The sequence below is a fragment of the Spirillospora sp. NPDC000708 genome, from assembly GCF_040299565.1.
Lineage (GTDB): Bacteria > Actinomycetota > Actinomycetes > Streptosporangiales > Streptosporangiaceae > Spirillospora.
This window is the reverse complement of record NZ_JBEPCJ010000068.1, coordinates 22,276-37,777: the sequence shown is the minus strand read 5'-3', so window position 1 is coordinate 37,777 and position 15,502 is coordinate 22,276. Positions and strand designations below refer to the sequence as shown.

19 protein-coding genes and 2 tRNA genes are annotated in these 15,502 nt (G+C 68.5%); 12 read left to right on the top strand and 9 right to left on the bottom strand.

The annotated features are described in order from the left end of the window. Positions 1–65: 65 nt before the first annotated feature. Positions 66–482 carry a hypothetical protein gene (locus ABT299_RS36400; protein ID WP_500253509.1) on the top strand — a complete coding sequence of 139 codons (417 nt, stop codon included), beginning with the start codon at positions 66–68 and terminating at the stop codon, positions 480–482. 137 nt (positions 483–619) lie between these two features. Here the strand turns inward: ABT299_RS36400 and ABT299_RS36395 are convergent, their stop codons facing one another. The 4 genes from ABT299_RS36395 to ABT299_RS36380 all read right to left on the bottom strand — a co-directional run bounded on the left by ABT299_RS36395 (position 620) and on the right by ABT299_RS36380 (position 3,005). Then, positions 620–1,084, bottom strand: coding sequence for an nSTAND1 domain-containing NTPase (locus ABT299_RS36395; RefSeq protein WP_500253508.1), 465 nt, complete (start codon positions 1,082–1,084; stop codon positions 620–622). Next, entirely contained in the window at positions 1,021–1,479 is a 459-nt protein-coding gene (locus ABT299_RS36390) for an nSTAND1 domain-containing NTPase (RefSeq protein WP_500253507.1), read from the bottom strand. Before ABT299_RS36390 ends, ABT299_RS36395 begins: the two co-directional genes overlap by 64 nt. 474 nt (positions 1,480–1,953) lie before the next feature. Then, positions 1,954–2,205: a DUF397 domain-containing protein gene (locus ABT299_RS36385; RefSeq protein ID WP_500253506.1), complete on the bottom strand. Its 252-nt coding sequence runs from the start codon at positions 2,203–2,205 to the stop codon at positions 1,954–1,956. Beyond that, a complete protein-coding gene (locus ABT299_RS36380; RefSeq protein ID WP_500253505.1) occupies positions 2,196–3,005 on the bottom strand; it encodes a helix-turn-helix domain-containing protein in 810 nt (269 codons plus the stop codon). The genes ABT299_RS36385 and ABT299_RS36380 overlap by 10 nt, the downstream gene beginning before the upstream one ends. 143 nt (positions 3,006–3,148) lie before the next feature. On the opposite strand from ABT299_RS36380, the gene ABT299_RS36375 reads away from it, so the two are divergent. Together ABT299_RS36375 and ABT299_RS36370 are read left to right on the top strand one after the other, a co-directional pair. Further along, positions 3,149–3,547, top strand: coding sequence for an ATP-binding protein (locus ABT299_RS36375; protein ID WP_500253504.1), 399 nt, complete (start codon positions 3,149–3,151; stop codon positions 3,545–3,547). A 275-nt stretch (positions 3,548–3,822) separates the two neighbouring features. Further along, on the top strand, positions 3,823–4,104 hold the full coding sequence (locus ABT299_RS36370; RefSeq protein ID WP_500253503.1) for a hypothetical protein: 282 nt from the start codon (positions 3,823–3,825) through the stop codon (positions 4,102–4,104). 815 nt (positions 4,105–4,919) lie between these two features. Here the strand turns inward: ABT299_RS36370 and ABT299_RS36365 are convergent. Beyond that, complete coding sequence (locus ABT299_RS36365; RefSeq protein WP_500253502.1) at positions 4,920–5,150, bottom strand: hypothetical protein; 231 nt, start codon at positions 5,148–5,150, stop codon at positions 4,920–4,922. A 129-nt stretch (positions 5,151–5,279) separates the two neighbouring features. Between ABT299_RS36365 and ABT299_RS36360 the strand changes: the two genes are divergently transcribed. From ABT299_RS36360 to ABT299_RS36340, 5 genes are all read left to right on the top strand, one after another. Further along, positions 5,280–5,702 (top strand): hypothetical protein, encoded by a 423-nt coding sequence (locus ABT299_RS36360; RefSeq protein WP_500253501.1) that lies wholly within the window; start codon positions 5,280–5,282, stop codon positions 5,700–5,702. A 46-nt stretch (positions 5,703–5,748) separates the two neighbouring features. Next, positions 5,749–7,572, top strand: coding sequence for a relaxase/mobilization nuclease domain-containing protein (locus ABT299_RS36355; protein ID WP_500253500.1), 1,824 nt, complete (start codon positions 5,749–5,751; stop codon positions 7,570–7,572). Between the two features lie 59 nt (positions 7,573–7,631). Next, positions 7,632–7,832 (top strand): helix-turn-helix domain-containing protein, encoded by a 201-nt coding sequence (locus tag ABT299_RS36350; protein ID WP_500253499.1) that lies wholly within the window; start codon positions 7,632–7,634, stop codon positions 7,830–7,832. A 134-nt stretch (positions 7,833–7,966) separates the two neighbouring features. Then, positions 7,967–8,275, top strand: coding sequence for a sigma factor-like helix-turn-helix DNA-binding protein (locus ABT299_RS36345; RefSeq protein WP_500253498.1), 309 nt, complete (start codon positions 7,967–7,969; stop codon positions 8,273–8,275). A 67-nt stretch (positions 8,276–8,342) separates the two neighbouring features. Beyond that, positions 8,343–9,914, top strand: coding sequence for a site-specific integrase (locus ABT299_RS36340; RefSeq protein ID WP_500253497.1), 1,572 nt, complete (start codon positions 8,343–8,345; stop codon positions 9,912–9,914). A 161-nt stretch (positions 9,915–10,075) separates the two neighbouring features. Here the strand turns inward: ABT299_RS36340 and ABT299_RS36335 are convergent. Together ABT299_RS36335 and ABT299_RS36330 are read right to left on the bottom strand one after the other, a co-directional pair. After that, a tRNA-Ser gene (locus ABT299_RS36335) sits at positions 10,076–10,168 on the bottom strand. 151 nt (positions 10,169–10,319) lie between these two features. Beyond that, positions 10,320–10,751: a hypothetical protein gene (locus tag ABT299_RS36330; RefSeq protein WP_190851002.1), complete on the bottom strand. Its 432-nt coding sequence runs from the start codon at positions 10,749–10,751 to the stop codon at positions 10,320–10,322. 192 nt (positions 10,752–10,943) lie between these two features. On the opposite strand from ABT299_RS36330, the gene ABT299_RS36325 reads away from it, so the two are divergent. Together ABT299_RS36325 and ABT299_RS36320 are read left to right on the top strand one after the other, a co-directional pair. Further along, positions 10,944–11,016, top strand: a tRNA-Arg gene (locus ABT299_RS36325). 956 nt (positions 11,017–11,972) lie between these two features. Continuing rightward, positions 11,973–12,440 carry a hypothetical protein gene (locus ABT299_RS36320; protein ID WP_433144931.1) on the top strand — a complete coding sequence of 156 codons (468 nt, stop codon included), beginning with the start codon at positions 11,973–11,975 and terminating at the stop codon, positions 12,438–12,440. Here ABT299_RS36320 and ABT299_RS36315 read toward each other — a convergent pair. Then, entirely contained in the window at positions 12,391–12,993 is a 603-nt protein-coding gene (locus ABT299_RS36315; RefSeq protein WP_190851025.1) for a TetR family transcriptional regulator, read from the bottom strand. The genes ABT299_RS36320 and ABT299_RS36315 overlap by 50 nt on opposite strands. A 97-nt stretch (positions 12,994–13,090) precedes the next feature. Here ABT299_RS36315 and ABT299_RS36310 point away from each other — a divergent pair, with 97 nt between their 5' ends. Then, on the top strand, positions 13,091–13,993 hold the full coding sequence (locus ABT299_RS36310) for an SDR family oxidoreductase (RefSeq protein WP_500253496.1): 903 nt from the start codon (positions 13,091–13,093) through the stop codon (positions 13,991–13,993). On the opposite strand, the gene ABT299_RS36305 is transcribed toward ABT299_RS36310, so the two are convergent. Then, positions 13,990–14,304, bottom strand: a complete 315-nt coding sequence (locus tag ABT299_RS36305) for a hypothetical protein (protein WP_190851029.1) — start codon at positions 14,302–14,304, stop codon at positions 13,990–13,992. The genes ABT299_RS36310 and ABT299_RS36305 overlap by 4 nt on opposite strands. Before the next feature lie 170 nt (positions 14,305–14,474). Between ABT299_RS36305 and lepB the strand changes: the two genes are divergently transcribed. Beyond that, entirely contained in the window at positions 14,475–15,392 is a 918-nt protein-coding gene (gene lepB, locus ABT299_RS36300) for a signal peptidase I (RefSeq protein ID WP_500253495.1), read from the top strand. Positions 15,393–15,502 lie beyond the last annotated feature (110 nt).

The window sequence follows — 15,502 nt, the reverse complement described above, 5'->3', positions numbered from 1 at the left end:
TGAGGCGCAGTGCACGTCCCGCCCCGAGGCGCCAGGGCGGGACTGTGGGTGGGGGCAGACTGCCCATGGCAGAGCCGGAAGATCGCCAGCCGGCGGGTGATGCGGCCTGCCCGGTCTGCCGGTTGCAGCAGCCACACCGCCCGCGCAGCGTTCTCCATTCCGGCGCGCAGCAGGGTGAACTGGGAGTGGGTGTGGATCATCAGCTGGTCGCGGCCTTGCGGGGAGGAGTGCAGTGCCGAGTGCAGGCCGAGCAAGTGGTCTTGCGCGACGGTCAGGGCGGGCCAAGCGCCGTGGCCGACGTCGTGCGGGTGCGACTTGGCCTCGTCACCGGCCAGGGGGCTGCCAGGCTGGATATCCCAGGCCTGCGGCCAGGTGTGCAGCGCATGGTGGAGTTGGTGCTCGCGGTCGACCAGACGCGCCAGCTTGCACAGGAACTCCTGCTCCTCGCTCATGCTCGCCGACGGTACGCCCGACCCTGGTGAGGCCGCCCAGCGATCCCTCTGACCGCTCTACCCGGGGGGTTGGTCAGCAGGGGCTGGGTCCCTGGCGGGGTCGCCGGCGGGATCGGTGCTGGGGATGGCGGCGTGGCGGGGGATGCTGCCGGTAGCCGCCAGGGCGGCTAATGCCGCGGTGGCGGCGAGGGCTGCGAACAGGACGGGGTAGCCGCCGAGCGTGGCGGCGCGAGCGCTATGGGGCGGGCGAACAGTGCGGCATGGCCGGTCTCCAGGAAGGAGCGCAGGAACTCGATGCGGACCGTCGCCACCACCCACAACCTGGAATCGGCGCGCAACGCCGCCGACAGCGCCGACAGGAACAGGTCCCGCTGGTCGGATCCGGCAAGCGTGAACAGCTCTTCCAACTGGTCGACGGTGATGAGGACGCGAGCGTCGCGCCGCCCCGGCCGCCGCCGCTCCTGCGCGACCAGTTCGGGCAGCGCGGACGGCGCCCTTCGCAACCGTTCCGCGTCCCGAGCGTCGCCGAACGTCGTCGCCAGTGCGGCCATCGGATCGGCCCCCGGCGTCAGTACCGGCTGCACCAGCCAGCGGCGCCCGCGCAACCTGGGGAGCAGCCCGGCCTGCACCATCGAGGACTTGCCGCTCCCCGAAGCCACGGCGACGACCACGAACCGCTCGCCATCCGCTGGTACAGCTGACGGAGCAGCGTGCTCACCGGCTCGTCCCGTCCGAAGAACACCGCCGCCTCGTCCTCGGCGAACGCCTCCAGTCCCGGATACGGTGTGCGGCCCGGATCCCACTCGCGCTCCGGCGCTCGCGGCGGATTCTCCAGCCGCGCCGACATCGCCGTCAGGACGATCAACGCCACGATCAGCACCCCGAGCCCGGGAACGGCGACCTTGCGCAGCAGGTCCAGCGGCAGCGGCGCGTTGTCGCCCCCGGTCGCGTAGTTCGTCAGGATGCCCAGAAGGGCGAGCACGACCACGAGCAGGACGTTCAACGCGATGTTCAGGCGGGGCCTCATACGCCGCACCGCCCGCACGCGCCGCCCGTCCCGCTACCCACGCGGCCCCACCCCGTCCCCGGACACGGCCTGATCTTCTTCGAAGATCGGGTGGGACGCCATCGCCGCAAGGGGAAGGCGTTGGTGAAGGAGCGACCCGACCGGCTGCGGTCCCGGACGCGCGGGTGAGCGTCGCAGGGAGTACGACCCGGTCAGCCGTGCACACTCGCCGGATCGACGCACTCGGGCCGTTGCCGTGGGCTCGACTTGCCCTGCGCCACGTGAGGTTCTCGAAGGGCATGAGGCCAGTGCCGGACGCGGGCTGGACTTGCTGGCGGCCTGACCGCTCGGCCGGGGTTGTCTCTGGGAGGAGGCGGACGGGCGTGGGGTCTTGCCTCTAGGGGCGATTGCGGGGGGCGGGCCGTGCGGGCAGGGTCGAGTGGACGGCCCGCCGCATCTCAGTCTTGTGGGTGGCAGGGGGACGGTTGCGGAGGGTCAGCGCGTCGCGCGGGCGGAGTTCACGGCGCTGCGCAAGGCCGCACGGGTGACCACGAGGACGGGACCGTCCGGGTCCTTGCTGTCCCGCACCGCCACCGCCCCGGCCGCATCCGCCATCTCGACGCAGTCCCCACCGTTCTCCCCACTGTGCCCGCTCTTGCGCCAGGAGAGCCCCGCCAGTTCGACGCAGTTACCACCGTTGGAAGCGCTGTAGCTGCTCTTGCGCCACCTGATGTGTGTCAGGTCCATTTTTCCTGGGCCACCTTCCTGATTAGCTCGCGAGACATGTCTTCTGTGAGAGCGCGCGAGCGAAGCGCGACAAGCGTTCGTGCCAGCGCGGACAGGTCTGTCGGGTCGTCGGTGGTGAGGGCGCGTATGGCCGTCTCGACATACGCGACCTCGCTTCGATCGTCCATCGTCGCGACCACGAATGCACCTGTGTTGCCGTCATGCTCGCCGCTTGTCAACACTACTTGAATCGTGACGTTGGGCAACATGCTGATCTCTATGAGGTGCTCGAGCTGTTCCCGCATCGTCTCCGCCGTACCGACCGGACGGTAGAGGGACTGCTCGTCGATGAGCAGGACCAGGGTAGGTGGGGCGTCCTCCTTGCTGCTCGTGATGATCGCCTGGCGGCCGATGCGGGCGTCGGCAGCGTCCTGGTTGTGATGCAGGATCGCCAGTGCGTAGGCCGGCGTCTGTGCCAAGCCAGGGATCAAGGAGTGTTCCCAGCAGACGAGCATGGCCGCATCGGACTCGACCTCTGGCCAGTCGAACCACACGGGGACCGGGTGACCGTTTCGATTAAGGTCCAGCCAGAGCTTGATCAGCGCTCCGTCGGCCTTGAGCAGCCGATCGACTGCCTCGACGAAGGCTCGGGTGGCCCGCCTGGTGCCGTTCTCGATACGGCTCACCTGCGCCTTGCTGATGTTCGTGTGATCAGCGATGGACTGTTGCGTGACCTGCTTCGCCTCGCGCATCCGGCGAAGCTGGCCGCCGAAAGCGATCAGCGCCGGAGACTCCTTGGGGCGTTGACGTCGTGGGGGCATGAGCGCAAAGTTTCCTCTCCCTGGTACCTCACCCAGACGGGCGTCTTGTCTCCAGTCGTCACCAAGACGATCTGGTAACACCACAATAGCTCGGCACCTTGCTAATTGTGTGGTGTTCGCCACATACAGTAAGGAGAAGGATCATGGACGAGGCGGCGCGGGGCGGGGACGAAATGGTGGTGAAGCACGACCTCGCGGTCGTTGCCGAGGTGCGGCGGTTCGTGCGGCTGGTCACCGGCCAGTGGGACATGGACGACTTCATCCCATGCCTGGTGGCCAGCGAACTGGTCACCAACGCTCTGCGCTACGCGTTCGCGTCCCACGACGACGTGACGTTCCGGATCGGACGCACCGACGACGGCGCACTGTGGATGGAGGTCCAGGACGCGACCTGCGACCTGCCGTGCATGCAGCGCGCCGACACCATCAGCGAGGCCGGACGCGGACTGTTCATCGTCGACCAGTTCTGCCGCTGCTGGGGCGTCCGCCCCCTCGCCGGCGGCACCGGCAAAGTCGTCTTCGCCGTCCTCGACCCGGCATAAAGACCAGCAGAGGGGCGGCCTCCCCCGTCCGCCCCTCCACTACCCGCCGACCAGGCTCAGGCCCGCGCCCTGAAGGAGTGCGCGCTATGGGGACGTGGGGAGGCGGATGCGAGTGAGCAGGTCGGCGATCTCGCGGGTGCGTTCGTCGTCGGGGCCGTTGATGACCAGGTGGTCCTGGTAAAGGGACTCAAAGACGTTCTCGACGGCGACCTTGTCGTCGGCAACAGTAGGAGCATGCCGATGCTGTACCGGATGTCGAGGGCGAGTTCGCTGGCGTGGCTTTCCGCGTCGGCAACGTCCTCGAGGAGGCGGCGGAACTGGTCGAGCACGACGGTGTCCTGGCCGAGGCCGACGCGGCATTGGGCCGCGTAGCGAAGGGACTGCAGGGCGCAGTCGCTGGTCGGTTCTGCGGTGCGGGCATAGGCATCGGCCAGGGCGTCGAACTCCGGAAGCGCCGTCCGCGAGTCTCCGCCGAGGAAGAGGATCAGCGCGCGGTGGAAGCGGAGCTTGAGCAGGTCCGGGTTTTCGGAGCCCAGCATCCTCGCGCCGACCGGTGATCGCTTCGACCACGTCGGCCGCCTGCGCGAAGCGGTCGGAGTGGAGGAGTTCGGTGGGAGGCGTGGTCGGCGCCTGCGGCGCGGTCGACGGCGCCGGGACGTCAGGTTGCGGGCGCGTGCGGCGGCGAGGGGCGTTCGGCTGCCGGTACGAGAGCGTCGGGTCGGGCATCTCGCCGATGCGCCGGCTCGTGGGGAGCGCCGGTGAGCCGGGAGACGGCAGGAACGCAGTTCCCTGAGTTGCACCGGGTCAACGGCAGGTCGAGCAAGGGCGCATGACGACTGGAGCGTGACCGGAATGCTTTCGAACAACAGCACGCCACGCCGACGCTTAAAGTCGCCAACTAGCGCGAGATGAGGGAAGCTGTGACGCGAGCGGCCGATCTGGCCGCTGGAGCACTCAGTCGAACCGAAGGAGAGGAGTCCGGAATGGTCCGAATTCGGCCAACGCTGGAGAGCACCTCACATGAACGCACCCGCCACTCACACAGAAAAGGCCACTAAGCGGCTCACCATCAAGCTGCACAACCAACTCTGGCTGAATTCAAGGCAGAAAGCTCAGACTCCAAGCCGCACCCCCCGGCCAAGGCCCTCAGTGCGCTCCCACGGGCAAATAAGCACAAGGCTCTCGAACGAGCTCGTTATCCACAGCGCTGTGGATAACGGAGTGGAGTTCCAGATAGCGCCGACCGACGGTGCTCGAAGATGCCGAGGGAACGGGATCGGCGATCGCGTGCCTGTTCGCGGCATGAACGCTGATCGCGCAAGCGGACGCGAAGACTCTGGACTGTGCAGGTCCCCGGCGGACCAACGCTGACTCATTCCGGGCGGAGACGGCGGCGAGCGGCGTCGAGACGCTCTGCGTAGTCAGAGGCGAAGAGATCCGGCAGTGCCTTGTCGAGCGTGCCCGCGATCCGATGAGGTGGCGCCCAGACGGCTGAGTCGTCAACGACACGGCCGAGATCGGTCATCTGCAGCCGTTCCAGCCACTCGGACAAGACGAGCGCTTCGTCGCGCGTGAGTCGAACGACGATCTCTTCCCCTTGCATGCCTGCGACCTAGCCGCGGCCTCTGCTGACGCAGGGCAAGAAATGGAGAACGCAAGCGTTATCGGCTGCGGACCGGGCGCGGTCCACAGCGAGGGACGGGATCGAGCGCGATCCCAGGCAAGGAGGCCAATGGTCGAAGACGGCAGTGACGAGTCCGCGTCGAGCATGGTGCAGCGACGTAACCGCCGAACCCGCAGCGGGGCGAAACGAAGGCGAGTGCTGTACATCCTGTTGTCGGACGATGAGCACGCGGCGCTGTCGAGGGCGGCCGAGCGGGAGCGCCTGGCGACTGCGGCGTGGGCGGCGCTGACGTTGCTCGCCGCAGCGACCAGGAAACCGCGAGCAGAGAACAGCGAACTGCGCGAGTTGTTGCAGGCCGTCATGCAGGTGCGCGGTCAGGCGCACCGGATCGGCGTCAATCTCAACCAGGCGGTCGCCGCGCTGAACTCAGGAGAGGTGTCCTGGACGATCCAGTGGTACGCCCGCGCCGCCGCGCAGACGATCCGCAAGCTCGATGACCTCGCTGACGAGCTGAGAAGGCGGCTGCCATGACAGGAGCCGTCAAAGCCCCGAAGGCCACGGCGCTGAGTGTCACAGGGTGATCGGGAAGGTTCTCCGCGGCGTCCGGGTCCAAGGGCTGCTGCGGTACCTCTACGGGCCGGGCACCAATGGTGAGCACCGCGACCCGCACATCGTGGCCGGCTTCGGGGACCTAGCCGACCTGGAACCGGCAGTACGCGCGGATGGCCGCCGCGACTTTCGCCACCTGGAGGGTCTACTGACGCAACCGCTGGCGCTGCTCGGTGAACGGAACTACCGCAAGCCCGTCTGGCATTGCGCCGTACGGGCCGCTCCAGAAGACCCGGTCATGACCGATGAGCAGTGGGCCCAGATCGCCGCCGAGATCATGCAGCGGACCGGCCTTGTCCCTGCGGGGGACGTTGACGCCGTCCGCTGGATCGCCGTCCGGCACGCCGCCGACCACGTACACATCGTGGCCACGCTGGCGCGGCCGGACGGCGTCCGCCCCGAGGTATGGAACGACGGATACCGGGTGCGGGACGCCTGCCGAGCGGTGGAGGCACGGTTCGGCCTGCGATCCACGGCGCCAGCGGACCGGACCGCCGCCCGCCGTCCCAAACGCGGCGAGACCGAGAAAGCCGTCCGCCGCGGCCAGCCGGTACCTTCACGCACTTTCCTGCATCACAAGGTCCAGACCGCAGCCGCTGGCGCGGGGAGCGAAAAGGAGTTCTTCGAACGCCTCCAGGCCGACGGTGTCCTGGTGCGGCGGCGGTTCAGTCAGCGAACGGCTGGCGAGCTGACCGGGTACGCCGTGGCGGCGCCCGGCGATGTCAACGCGGCCGGACAGCCGGTCTGGTACGGGGGCGGCAAGCTCGCCGCCGACCTCACGCTGCCCAAACTCCGCCTCCGCTGGACAAGCGCGGACGGCCTCGTCCGCGGCCCGTCCGCCGTCCGTCCGCTGTCCGGACAGCACCTGTCCGCGCGGACAAGCCAGGCCGTGCTGCGGACCACCGTCCGCCGCGCCGCGGACGAAGCCCGGACGACCGCCGACTTCCTTGAGCGGCTCCAAGACAACGGACTCCTGGTGAAAGTCCGCTACAGCCAATACGTCCCAGGTCAGATCACCGGCTACGCCGTCGCCCTTCCCACCGACCCCGGCAACGAGGAACCGACCTGGCATCCGGGAAGCCGGCTCGCAGACGACCTCTCTCTCACGCGCCTCCAGCAACGTTGGGCATCACCCGGGGCGCGTGACATGCCAACCGCCGTCGTTGACGACCTCACCGTTGAGGAGCGGCAGGCGTTCTACGACGACGCGGCTCGCGCCGCGTCCTACGCCACCGCCCACACTCGTCGCTACCTCGCCACCAATCCATACGCGGTCCAAGACGCCTGCTGGGCCGCCTCCGACGCTCTCCGCACCGCCGCGCAAGCCACCGGCAACCACCACCTCCGCCGCGCCGCCGACACCTACGACCGCGCCGCTCGTGCACCCTACGGTCGCATTCCCCGGCCCACCCCTGCGGGCAACGCCCTGCGCACCGCAGCCCGCCTCCTCGCACTCACCGGCTCCGCCAAGAACCGGACGATCGTGTCGACCATGATGCTCGTCGCCAACCTCATCACGCTGCTCGACACCATTGCCGAGCTACGCCGACTCCAGCACCGCCAAGCCCAAGCCGACGCCGCCCGAAGCGCCGCCGCACACGTCCGCGAAGCGCAACCCGCCTCCCCCGACAGCCCGCCACAACCAACCGCGCAGGCGGCCATGTCCTCGCAAGCACGCCTGGCCATGGCCGCCTTCCCCAATCCGTGGGCGCCAATGCAACCGGCGGTCCCTGCTAGACCCGCACCGCCGAGCCCTTCGCCGGCACCTCGGCCAGGCCGACAGCGCCGGTGACCATACGCCATGACGAAGACTTCAATGCCCGCCACGACCCCAAACACAGAGGCATCCGAATGCAGACCATGCGACACGAAGACCTCGACACGCTTCCCACCGTCGTCAGCATCACGACCGCAGCCCGCGCCCTGGGACTCTCCCGCACATACGCCTACGAGCTGGCGAAACGCGGAGACTTTCCATGCCGCGTCATCCGAGTCGGCACCGCCTACCGCGTACCGACCGCGGAGCTTCGCAAGTTGCTCGGCGTGACATAGGTGGACGGGAGTCGCGCCCGCCCCCTGGATGACGATGAAGATCGTCATCCAGGGGTTAGGGGCCCTGACCTCGGCGTCCGAGGTTCAAGGCTCCCCTTGAAACGATCTACTTGACTGTAGTTAACTCTCCGCGAGTGAGCGATGACAGGACGAAGGTCTGCGATGAGCCCTGTGAGCGCCCGCAGGAGCGCCTCGAACGGCTGGTGACTCTGCTGGCCGAAGGTGTCGGTGAACTCGGCCACCTCGAGCCGCTACACCGTGCGCGCGCTACAGACCCTCTCGCCACCCTCGCCCGTGAGGTGATCGGAGGCCTCGCCGCCGTCCGGCGGGAAGCGTTCCGCGAAGCCCGCGCTGATGGCCTCACGCTCACGGAGATCGCCGACCAGCTCGGCGTGAGTGTTCAAGCGGTGTCCCAGGTGCTGAGAAAACGGCCTCACGACTAGAGCAACGTCCGCCGAGATGTCTCGCACCTCCGACACCACGAAACGAAGTGTTTCTAGAGGAGAAGACATGCGAGGCACGACCTACAAGCGTTGCGGCTGCCGCAATCCCGAGACCGGTGAGAAGTACCCCACGGGCAAGTGCCCGAAGCTGGTCAACCGGAACCACGGTGCATGGTGGGCGCGCTACGACGCACCCGCAGGAAGCAGTGGCCGGCGAAGACAGCCGACCGTCGGCCCGTTCAAGACCAAGAGGGCCGCCCAGCAAGCACTTACGGAAGAACTCGGCAAGACCGAGGTCCATGGCCGACAGCTCGATCGGAACCTGAAGACGAGCGTATACCTGCAGAACGTCTGGCTTCCGGCCAAGAAGGAGAGCCTGTCCGGCTCGACATACGCGGACTACGCGGAGATCGTTCAGCTCTACCTGGCGCCCGGGCTGGGGCACCTCAAGCTGGTCGATCTAAGAGACAAGCACGTGATCGACCTGTACGAGGCGATCCTGCAGATCAACCGTCCGCTTCCCGAAGGCGAAAAGCCCAGCGAACTGCTCCGGCGCCTCCTTGAGGTTCGGGCGTACTCGACGAGACCGCTGAAGGTCGGCGAGGCTCCGCGCCGCAAACAGACCAAACCCATCTCGCCGACGCGGGTGAAGAAGATCCATGCGGTTCTGCTCTCCGCCCTGAACTGGGCGGTGAAGTCCAAGCGCCTGAGAGAGAACCCGATCGAACACGTGGAACCACCGCGCATCAAGGGAAGGCGGGTCAAGCCACTCGTCTGGACGAGCGAGCGCGTCGAGCGATGGCAGGAGACCGGCAAGGTGCCCGCGCCGGTGATGGTGTGGACAGCTGCGCAGACGGGCGCCTTCCTCGACTTCATCGCGGAGGAGCGGCTGTACGCCCTCTTCCATCTGGTCGCCTTCCGTGGCCTGCGTCGTGCCGAGGTCGCGGGGCTGGCCTGGGCGGACACCGATCTGCAGGGCGCGGGCACGCTGACCATCCGCGAGACGAGTCCTGATTCCGAGAGCCAGGACGACGATTACGATGACACCAAGTCCGAGGCCGGCGAGCGCACCGTGGCGCTGGACGAGGCGACCGTCTCGGTACTGCTGGACTGGCGGGCCAACCAGGAAGGAGAGAGGTCCGTCGCCGGCCCCGAGGTATGGGTGGACTCCGGACGTGTCTTCACCCGTGAGGACGGAGCGCGGCTGCGCCCTCAGTGGATCTCCACACGGTTCGAGGACCTGATCAGAAAGTACTGGCTCGTCCGGCATCGGCACTCCGTCGAAGGCTGGTCCGTCGACAGGATCGCCCGTCGCCACCGGATCTCCGTTCGCGCCGTCCAGATCGCGATCGGAGGTGAGCCTCTGCCGCCGATCCGCTTCCACGATCTACGGCACGGGGCTGCGACGCTCGCGCTGCTGGGGAACGTCAACATGAAAGTGATCAGCGAGACGCTCGGTCATGCCCGCCACTCGTTCACCGCCGACACCTACACCTCGGTGCTTCCGGAGGTGTCCAAGGCAGCGGCAGAAGCTGTGGCGGCGGTCGTTCCTCGCCAGCCGCAGACGGGAGTCCCCGCAGCCACCAACGTGATCTCATTCGCGGACCGCCGGAACAGGCGCGGCAAACACGCAGGGTAACCAAGCCTGAGAGGGTCAGCACCCGGCCTCAGCTGGGAACGAGCGCACTCCGCCGACGTCCCGTGCACACCATGTGCACACCAGGCGCGGAAAAACGGGCATCTGGAACGCGACAGGGACTTCGTCCAAGATCGCAATCTCGGGCGAAGTCCCTGGTCAGGTGGCGGAGGATCGGGGATTTGAACCCCGGATGGGCGGTAAACCCAAACCGCATTAGCAGTGCGGCGCCATAGACCGGACTAGGCGAATCCTCCAGGAGCCATCAGGCTCAGCACAGGGTACCGGTTCGGCGCAGCAACCGGCAAAGTCTGGCCTGTGGCACTGAAGCATAGTGCGAAGACGCCCTCCGGGCGACGAGGTTGCCGGACGATTCGCTCCCGGGGCCGCGGGAGCGAAGCGCCGCGATCAGCCGATGTGGAAGCCGGTGTAGCCGCAGGCCTTGCCCAGGTCCTCGCCGTGCTGCTGCATCTGCGTGAAGTTGGGCGTGCCACCGGACAGGTTGCCGGAACTGAGCTTGCGGAGCGTGGCCGCGGTCTCGTCGAGGTCGCCGGCGAACGCGGTGGCGGCGGTCTCGACGTCGCCGCCGGCGTTCTGGCCCTCGCTGCGGATCTTGGCGGCCGCGTCGGAGAACGTCTGGGCCGTCGACTCGGCGCCGCCGGTGCCGGTGGCCGAGCCACCGCTCGAGGCGACGCTCTTCAGCTCGGTCTCGATGTTCTTGCAGGCGGTCTTCTTCTTGCCGCCGCCGGTGATGGAGTCCACCGGACCGCAGGCCGTGGAGCCGATCAGCAGGCCACCGATGGCCAGGGCGCCGACGAGCTTGGCGGCAGACATGCGCATGAACTTTCTCCTTCAGGGGGGTTTGGGACTTCGGACGAGGGTAAACCGCAGTGGTCACATCCGTCTCGAATACCCCTTTGGCGTTATTCCGCCACAGACGGTTCCGTGACCCAGCTCACACTCTCGCGAACGCCTCTTCGGACGCCGATTCGCCGTCCGGTGCTGGGAGCCGGTACAGTTGGGTCCGAACGGGCACCCGTAGCTCAATGGATAGAGCATCTGACTACGGATCAGAAGGTTAGGGGTTCGAATCCCTTCGGGTGCGCAGCAGGTCAGAGGCCCCTTGCGATCATCGCGAGGGGCCTCTTGCGTTAGCGCGGGAGCCACGGCACCGCTCACGCTCCGAAGAGCGCCCGCTCATCGCTTCGGCCGCTGCACGCTTGTCGTCCACGAGGAGATGCCCGTAGACGTCTTTCTTGATCGCGAGGACGTGTGGCCGAGGATCTCGGAGACGAGGTGCAGCGGTGTCCCCTGTGCCGGCGTCAGCGAGGCGTCGGATGCCAGTGACCGGGGCCAGTGCGCTTCGCGAGCTTGGAGAAGCTCGGCTCAGCGGATCCCGCTGTCGTAGCCGACCTCTACGCGTGCGTACGCGTGAGCATGGACAGTGACGGGAATCGTGGATCGCCTCAAGAACGGGGTGGGGGAAGACTCCCAGGGGCTTCGCATCACGTGAATCGTGTAGCGGCCGGGGGCGAGGCGCACTCGGAAACGCCCTTGGCCGTCCGTCCGGATGAAGGCCGCCACTCCGGGCCAGTCATGCCGCGTCACCAACGCCGACATCCTCACATGGCCCACGGGGCACACTTGCCCGACCCTCTGCACAGGGCACATTGGCCCTACCGTCGTCTGCCCAGCCAGGCCACTGCCCGAAGCCGTCGAGAAGAGCCAGGCCGGTTCGACCGCCCCCAAGGCCAGCACCCCCAGCGCCGTCGCCGCAGTGATCTTCCAAGCTCTTCGCATGGCTCTGGGACGCTCGGGATCCGCCGACGAGTTCCCGGGGCGAACACAGTCATTGGCCGAGCTCGAACCAGGGGGCTGCGCGGCCCTGTGGACCCCCGCGCTCCAGGGGGCACTCCCGCTTGTGTCACGGGGTGCGCTCCGTTCGCGCCGGAGCACAGTGATCGCGGGCGGATCTCTTCGGGTGCCCTTCGCGGTCGTTGCGAGGGGTCTCTCGCGTTCGCGGAACGTGGGGGTGGGGGCTGGCGTCTTAGGGAGGTGAGTTTGAGTGCGACGGTCTTGCCGTTGGCGGGGGTGGCTCTCGGGTCGGCTGGGACGCTGGTCGGTCAGTACCTCTCCACGCGGGTGGACGCGCGGCGGGCGCGGTTCGAGCGGGACAGCGCGGAACGGGCGGAGCGCAAGGAGGCGCTCATGGAGTTCCTGTCAGCGGCCCAGCAGGTGGAACTGTGCCTGGACCGCCTCTCCTTGGGAGAGCACATCGAGGATTCCGAGAAGTGGCAGCATCTGCATGCGCTCTGGCTCGCCAAGAAGGTTCCGGAACTTGTGTGCACTCCTTCGGTGGCGCAGGCGGCTCACGACTACACGATGGCTCTCCATGCGCTGCTTCGCGGGACGGGCGCGCCGGCCAAGCGGGAGCTCCGGTTCGCGTTCATGGAGGCCGCCAGGGTGGAGCTCGGTGTGGCTAGCGAGCCGTTGAGGCGGGATCCTCCGGCGGTGGAGTCCGGCCGGTAGCGGAGAGGGCGCGCAGGTCGTCGAAGGCCTGGAGGAGATGGGCGTCCAGGCTCTGGGACGGGTCGTCGATCCAGGCTTGGGCGGCGTGGTGGAAGGTGGCCCAGCCGGTCTGGGCGGCGAGGGCCGCCAGGCGGTCGGGGACGCCGCGCCGGCGGAGGGCGTCCGCCAGGGCGTCGGTGAGCGAGGCGGCCTTGGCCAGCTCCCGTTCGCGGAGCGCGGGCGTCGCGGCGATGATCTCCAGCCGGGGTTCGGAGAACGGGCGGTTCTCCTCGAGGACGCGTCCCGCCTTGCGGAACGTGCCGAGCAGGACGTCGAGCGGTTCCAGGTCGGCGGGCGCCTCGGCCACCGCGCGGGTCATCGCGTCGCGCAGGTCGGCCTCGCCGTCGAAGAGCACCTCGCGCTTGTCGGGGAAGTGCCGGAAGAACGTGCGCTCGTTGACGCCGGCCCGGGCGGCGATCTCGGCCGCGGTGGTGCGGTCGTAGCCGCGTTCCCGGTACAGCTCCAGGGCCGCCTGGCGAAGGCGGCGGCGCGCTTCTGCTCCGCTCCGTGGCACGCGTCGAGACTACCGCATGTGTCAGTGGCTGGCGCTACGTGTAGAGTCAGCGACTGGCGCTAAGAAGCGTCAGTCACTGGCTTTACGGGGAGTCGTCATGCATGTCTTCGTCACGGGCGGTTCGGGACTGACCGGTCCGGCCGTCGTCGCCGAGCTCATCGCCGCCGGTCACACCGTCACCGGGCTCGCGCGCTCGGACGCGGCGGCGGCGCGGCTGGAGTCGCTGGGCGCCATGCCGCACCGGGGGTCCCTGGACGATCTCGACAGCCTGCGCAGCGGCGCCGAAGCCGCCGACGGCGTCCTGCACATGGCGTTCGGAGGCGACTTCGCCGACCCCGACGACATGATGAGGCGCGACCGGAACGCGATCGAGACGCTCGGCCGGGCGCTCGGACGCTCAGGCAGGCCGCTGGTCTGCACCTCGGGCACGCTGGTCATGCCCGCCGGACGGGTGAGCACCGAGCAAGACGAGCCCGATCCGTCCGGGATCGCCGGCTTCCGGCTCCCGGGTGAGCGGGCCTGCCTGGGCTTCGCCGCCGAGGGGGTGCGGTCGAGCGTGGTCCGGCTCGCCCCGACCGTCCACGGGCCGGGGGACTACGGGTTCATCGGCATGCTCGTCGACACCGCACGGAAGACCGGTGTGTCGGCTTATGTCGGGGACGGCGGCAACCGGTGGCCTGCGGTGCACCGGCTCGACGCGGCGGTCCTGTTCCGCTTGGCGCTGGAGAAGGCGCCCGGTGGCAGCGTGCTTCACGGGGTGGCGGAAACCGGCGTCACGTTGAGGAGCGTCGCGGAGACGATCGCGCGGGGTCTGGGGCTGCCCGCGGTCTCACTGTCCCCGGACGAGGCCGCCGCCCATTTCCCCAGCCCGTTCATGGCCATCGTGTACGGCTTCGACGCGCCCGCGTCCGCATCGTCCACACGGGAGCTGCTCGGCTGGACGCCCATCCACCCGACGCTGCTCGACGACCTGGAGCACGGCGACTACCTCAAGGGCTAGCGGGACCGCGAGCGGCGCCGCTCCGCCACGGCCGCCGCCAGGAACAGCGCCACCGTCACCCCCGCGGCCACCTGTCCCGGACGCTTGACCTGGTCCCTGGCCTCGCCGCACCGGACGTCGCGCTGGAGATCGACCTCGCCGGTCGGGTCGTTCTTCGCCGGGTGATCGTCGCTGGGCGTCCGGGAGAACCACACCGAGCCGCAACTCTCCGTCTCGACGCCCACCTTGATGTGCGTCGGCCAGAGACCGAAAACGGCCACGGCGAGCAGCGAGCAGAACCCGAGGACGGCGAGGAGGCGCGGCAAAGACATGGAGGCATCATGGATCACTCGCCGCCGCCGAGACAGGGGCCTGAACCGGGCCATCACTAATCCCCGGGTTTCGGACAGGGGCGCCGGCGGAGAGCGGCTCTTCATGAAGGGACGGGGCGCGGCGACAGTAGGATCCGGCTGGAGGGCAGGCGCGAGGCGATCGGAGAGACATGCACCCCAGCTCTGACGGCGCGGCGCCCCGCGAGGAGGACCTCGACGGGTCCGCACCCGCAGACGAGGCCTCGGAGCGGCCGTCCGGCGGAGCGGCCACCGGGACGGACGGCGAACGGCCCGGTGACGGCGCGGCGGAACCGGCGAAGGGGAAGAAGAAGGGGTCGTTCTGGAAGGAACTGCCCGTCCTCATCGTCGTCGCCGTGGTGCTCGCCCTCGTGGTGAAGACGTTCCTGGTGCAGGCCTTCTACATCCCGTCGGGCTCCATGCAGAACACGCTGGAGATCGGCGACCGGGTCCTCGTCAACAAGATCGTTTACCACACGCGGGACGTCAAGCGCGGCGACATCGTGGTGTTCAACGGCATGGACTCGTGGGACCCCGAGGTGACGTACACGACGCCGAAGAACCCGGTGGCGCGGTTCTTCCGGTGGGTCGGCGGCGCCTTCGGGGTCGCCCCCGGCGAGAAGGACTACATCAAGCGGGTCATCGGCGTGCCGGGCGACCACGTGAAATGCTGCGACGCGCAGGGCCGCGTGTCCGTCAACGGGGTGGCCCTGGACGAGCGGTCGTACCTCTACACCGATCCCGTCACGCACGAGCAGAACAAGCCGTCCGAGCAGCCGTTCGACGTGACGGTGAAGCCGGGGACCCTGTGGGTCATGGGCGACCACCGGGAGCTGTCCGCGGACTCGCGCGCGCATCGGAGCGACCCCGGCGGCGGCGCGATCCCGAGGGGCCGGGTCATCGGCCGCGCCTTCGTCGTCGTGTGGCCCGTGAACCGGATGAAGATGCTCCCCATCCCCGGCACGTTCGATCGGGCCATCGGCGCTCTCGCGCCCGCGACGCCGGTCGCGCTGGGACTGGCGGCGGCGACGCCGGTCGTCCTGCTGCGGCGCCGCTCGCGTAAGGGCTGATGAGCGGGGCCGTCAGGTCTCCACTCGGCGTGGGAGACGTCCTTCCCCTCGGCCCCCTCGACGCCTGACCGCCGCAGGAATTTGACCGGGGGTTTCTGCGCAGCGCGATC

What these genes read in the sequence shown, in the direction of transcription:
- ABT299_RS36400 (WP_500253509.1), top strand. Translation starts at nt 66, where the DNA reads ATGGCAGAGCCGGAAGATCGCCAGCCGGCGGGTGATGCGGCCTGCCCG.
- ABT299_RS36395 (WP_500253508.1), bottom strand. Translation starts at nt 1,084, where the DNA reads ATGGTGCAGGCCGGGCTGCTCCCCAGGTTGCGCGGGCGCCGCTGGCTG.
- ABT299_RS36390 (WP_500253507.1), bottom strand. Translation starts at nt 1,479, where the DNA reads ATGAGGCCCCGCCTGAACATCGCGTTGAACGTCCTGCTCGTGGTCGTG.
- ABT299_RS36385 (WP_500253506.1), bottom strand. Translation starts at nt 2,205, where the DNA reads ATGGACCTGACACACATCAGGTGGCGCAAGAGCAGCTACAGCGCTTCC.
- ABT299_RS36380 (WP_500253505.1), bottom strand. Translation starts at nt 3,005, where the DNA reads ATGCCCCCACGACGTCAACGCCCCAAGGAGTCTCCGGCGCTGATCGCT.
- ABT299_RS36375 (WP_500253504.1), top strand. Translation starts at nt 3,149, where the DNA reads ATGGACGAGGCGGCGCGGGGCGGGGACGAAATGGTGGTGAAGCACGAC.
- ABT299_RS36365 (WP_500253502.1), bottom strand. Translation starts at nt 5,150, where the DNA reads ATGCAAGGGGAAGAGATCGTCGTTCGACTCACGCGCGACGAAGCGCTC.
- ABT299_RS36360 (WP_500253501.1), top strand. Translation starts at nt 5,280, where the DNA reads ATGGTCGAAGACGGCAGTGACGAGTCCGCGTCGAGCATGGTGCAGCGA.
- ABT299_RS36350 (WP_500253499.1), top strand. Translation starts at nt 7,632, where the DNA reads ATGCAGACCATGCGACACGAAGACCTCGACACGCTTCCCACCGTCGTC.
- ABT299_RS36340 (WP_500253497.1), top strand. Translation starts at nt 8,343, where the DNA reads ATGCGAGGCACGACCTACAAGCGTTGCGGCTGCCGCAATCCCGAGACC.
- ABT299_RS36330 (WP_190851002.1), bottom strand. Translation starts at nt 10,751, where the DNA reads ATGCGCATGTCTGCCGCCAAGCTCGTCGGCGCCCTGGCCATCGGTGGC.
- ABT299_RS36310 (WP_500253496.1), top strand. Translation starts at nt 13,091, where the DNA reads ATGCATGTCTTCGTCACGGGCGGTTCGGGACTGACCGGTCCGGCCGTC.
- ABT299_RS36305 (WP_190851029.1), bottom strand. Translation starts at nt 14,304, where the DNA reads ATGTCTTTGCCGCGCCTCCTCGCCGTCCTCGGGTTCTGCTCGCTGCTC.
- lepB (WP_500253495.1), top strand. Translation starts at nt 14,475, where the DNA reads ATGCACCCCAGCTCTGACGGCGCGGCGCCCCGCGAGGAGGACCTCGAC.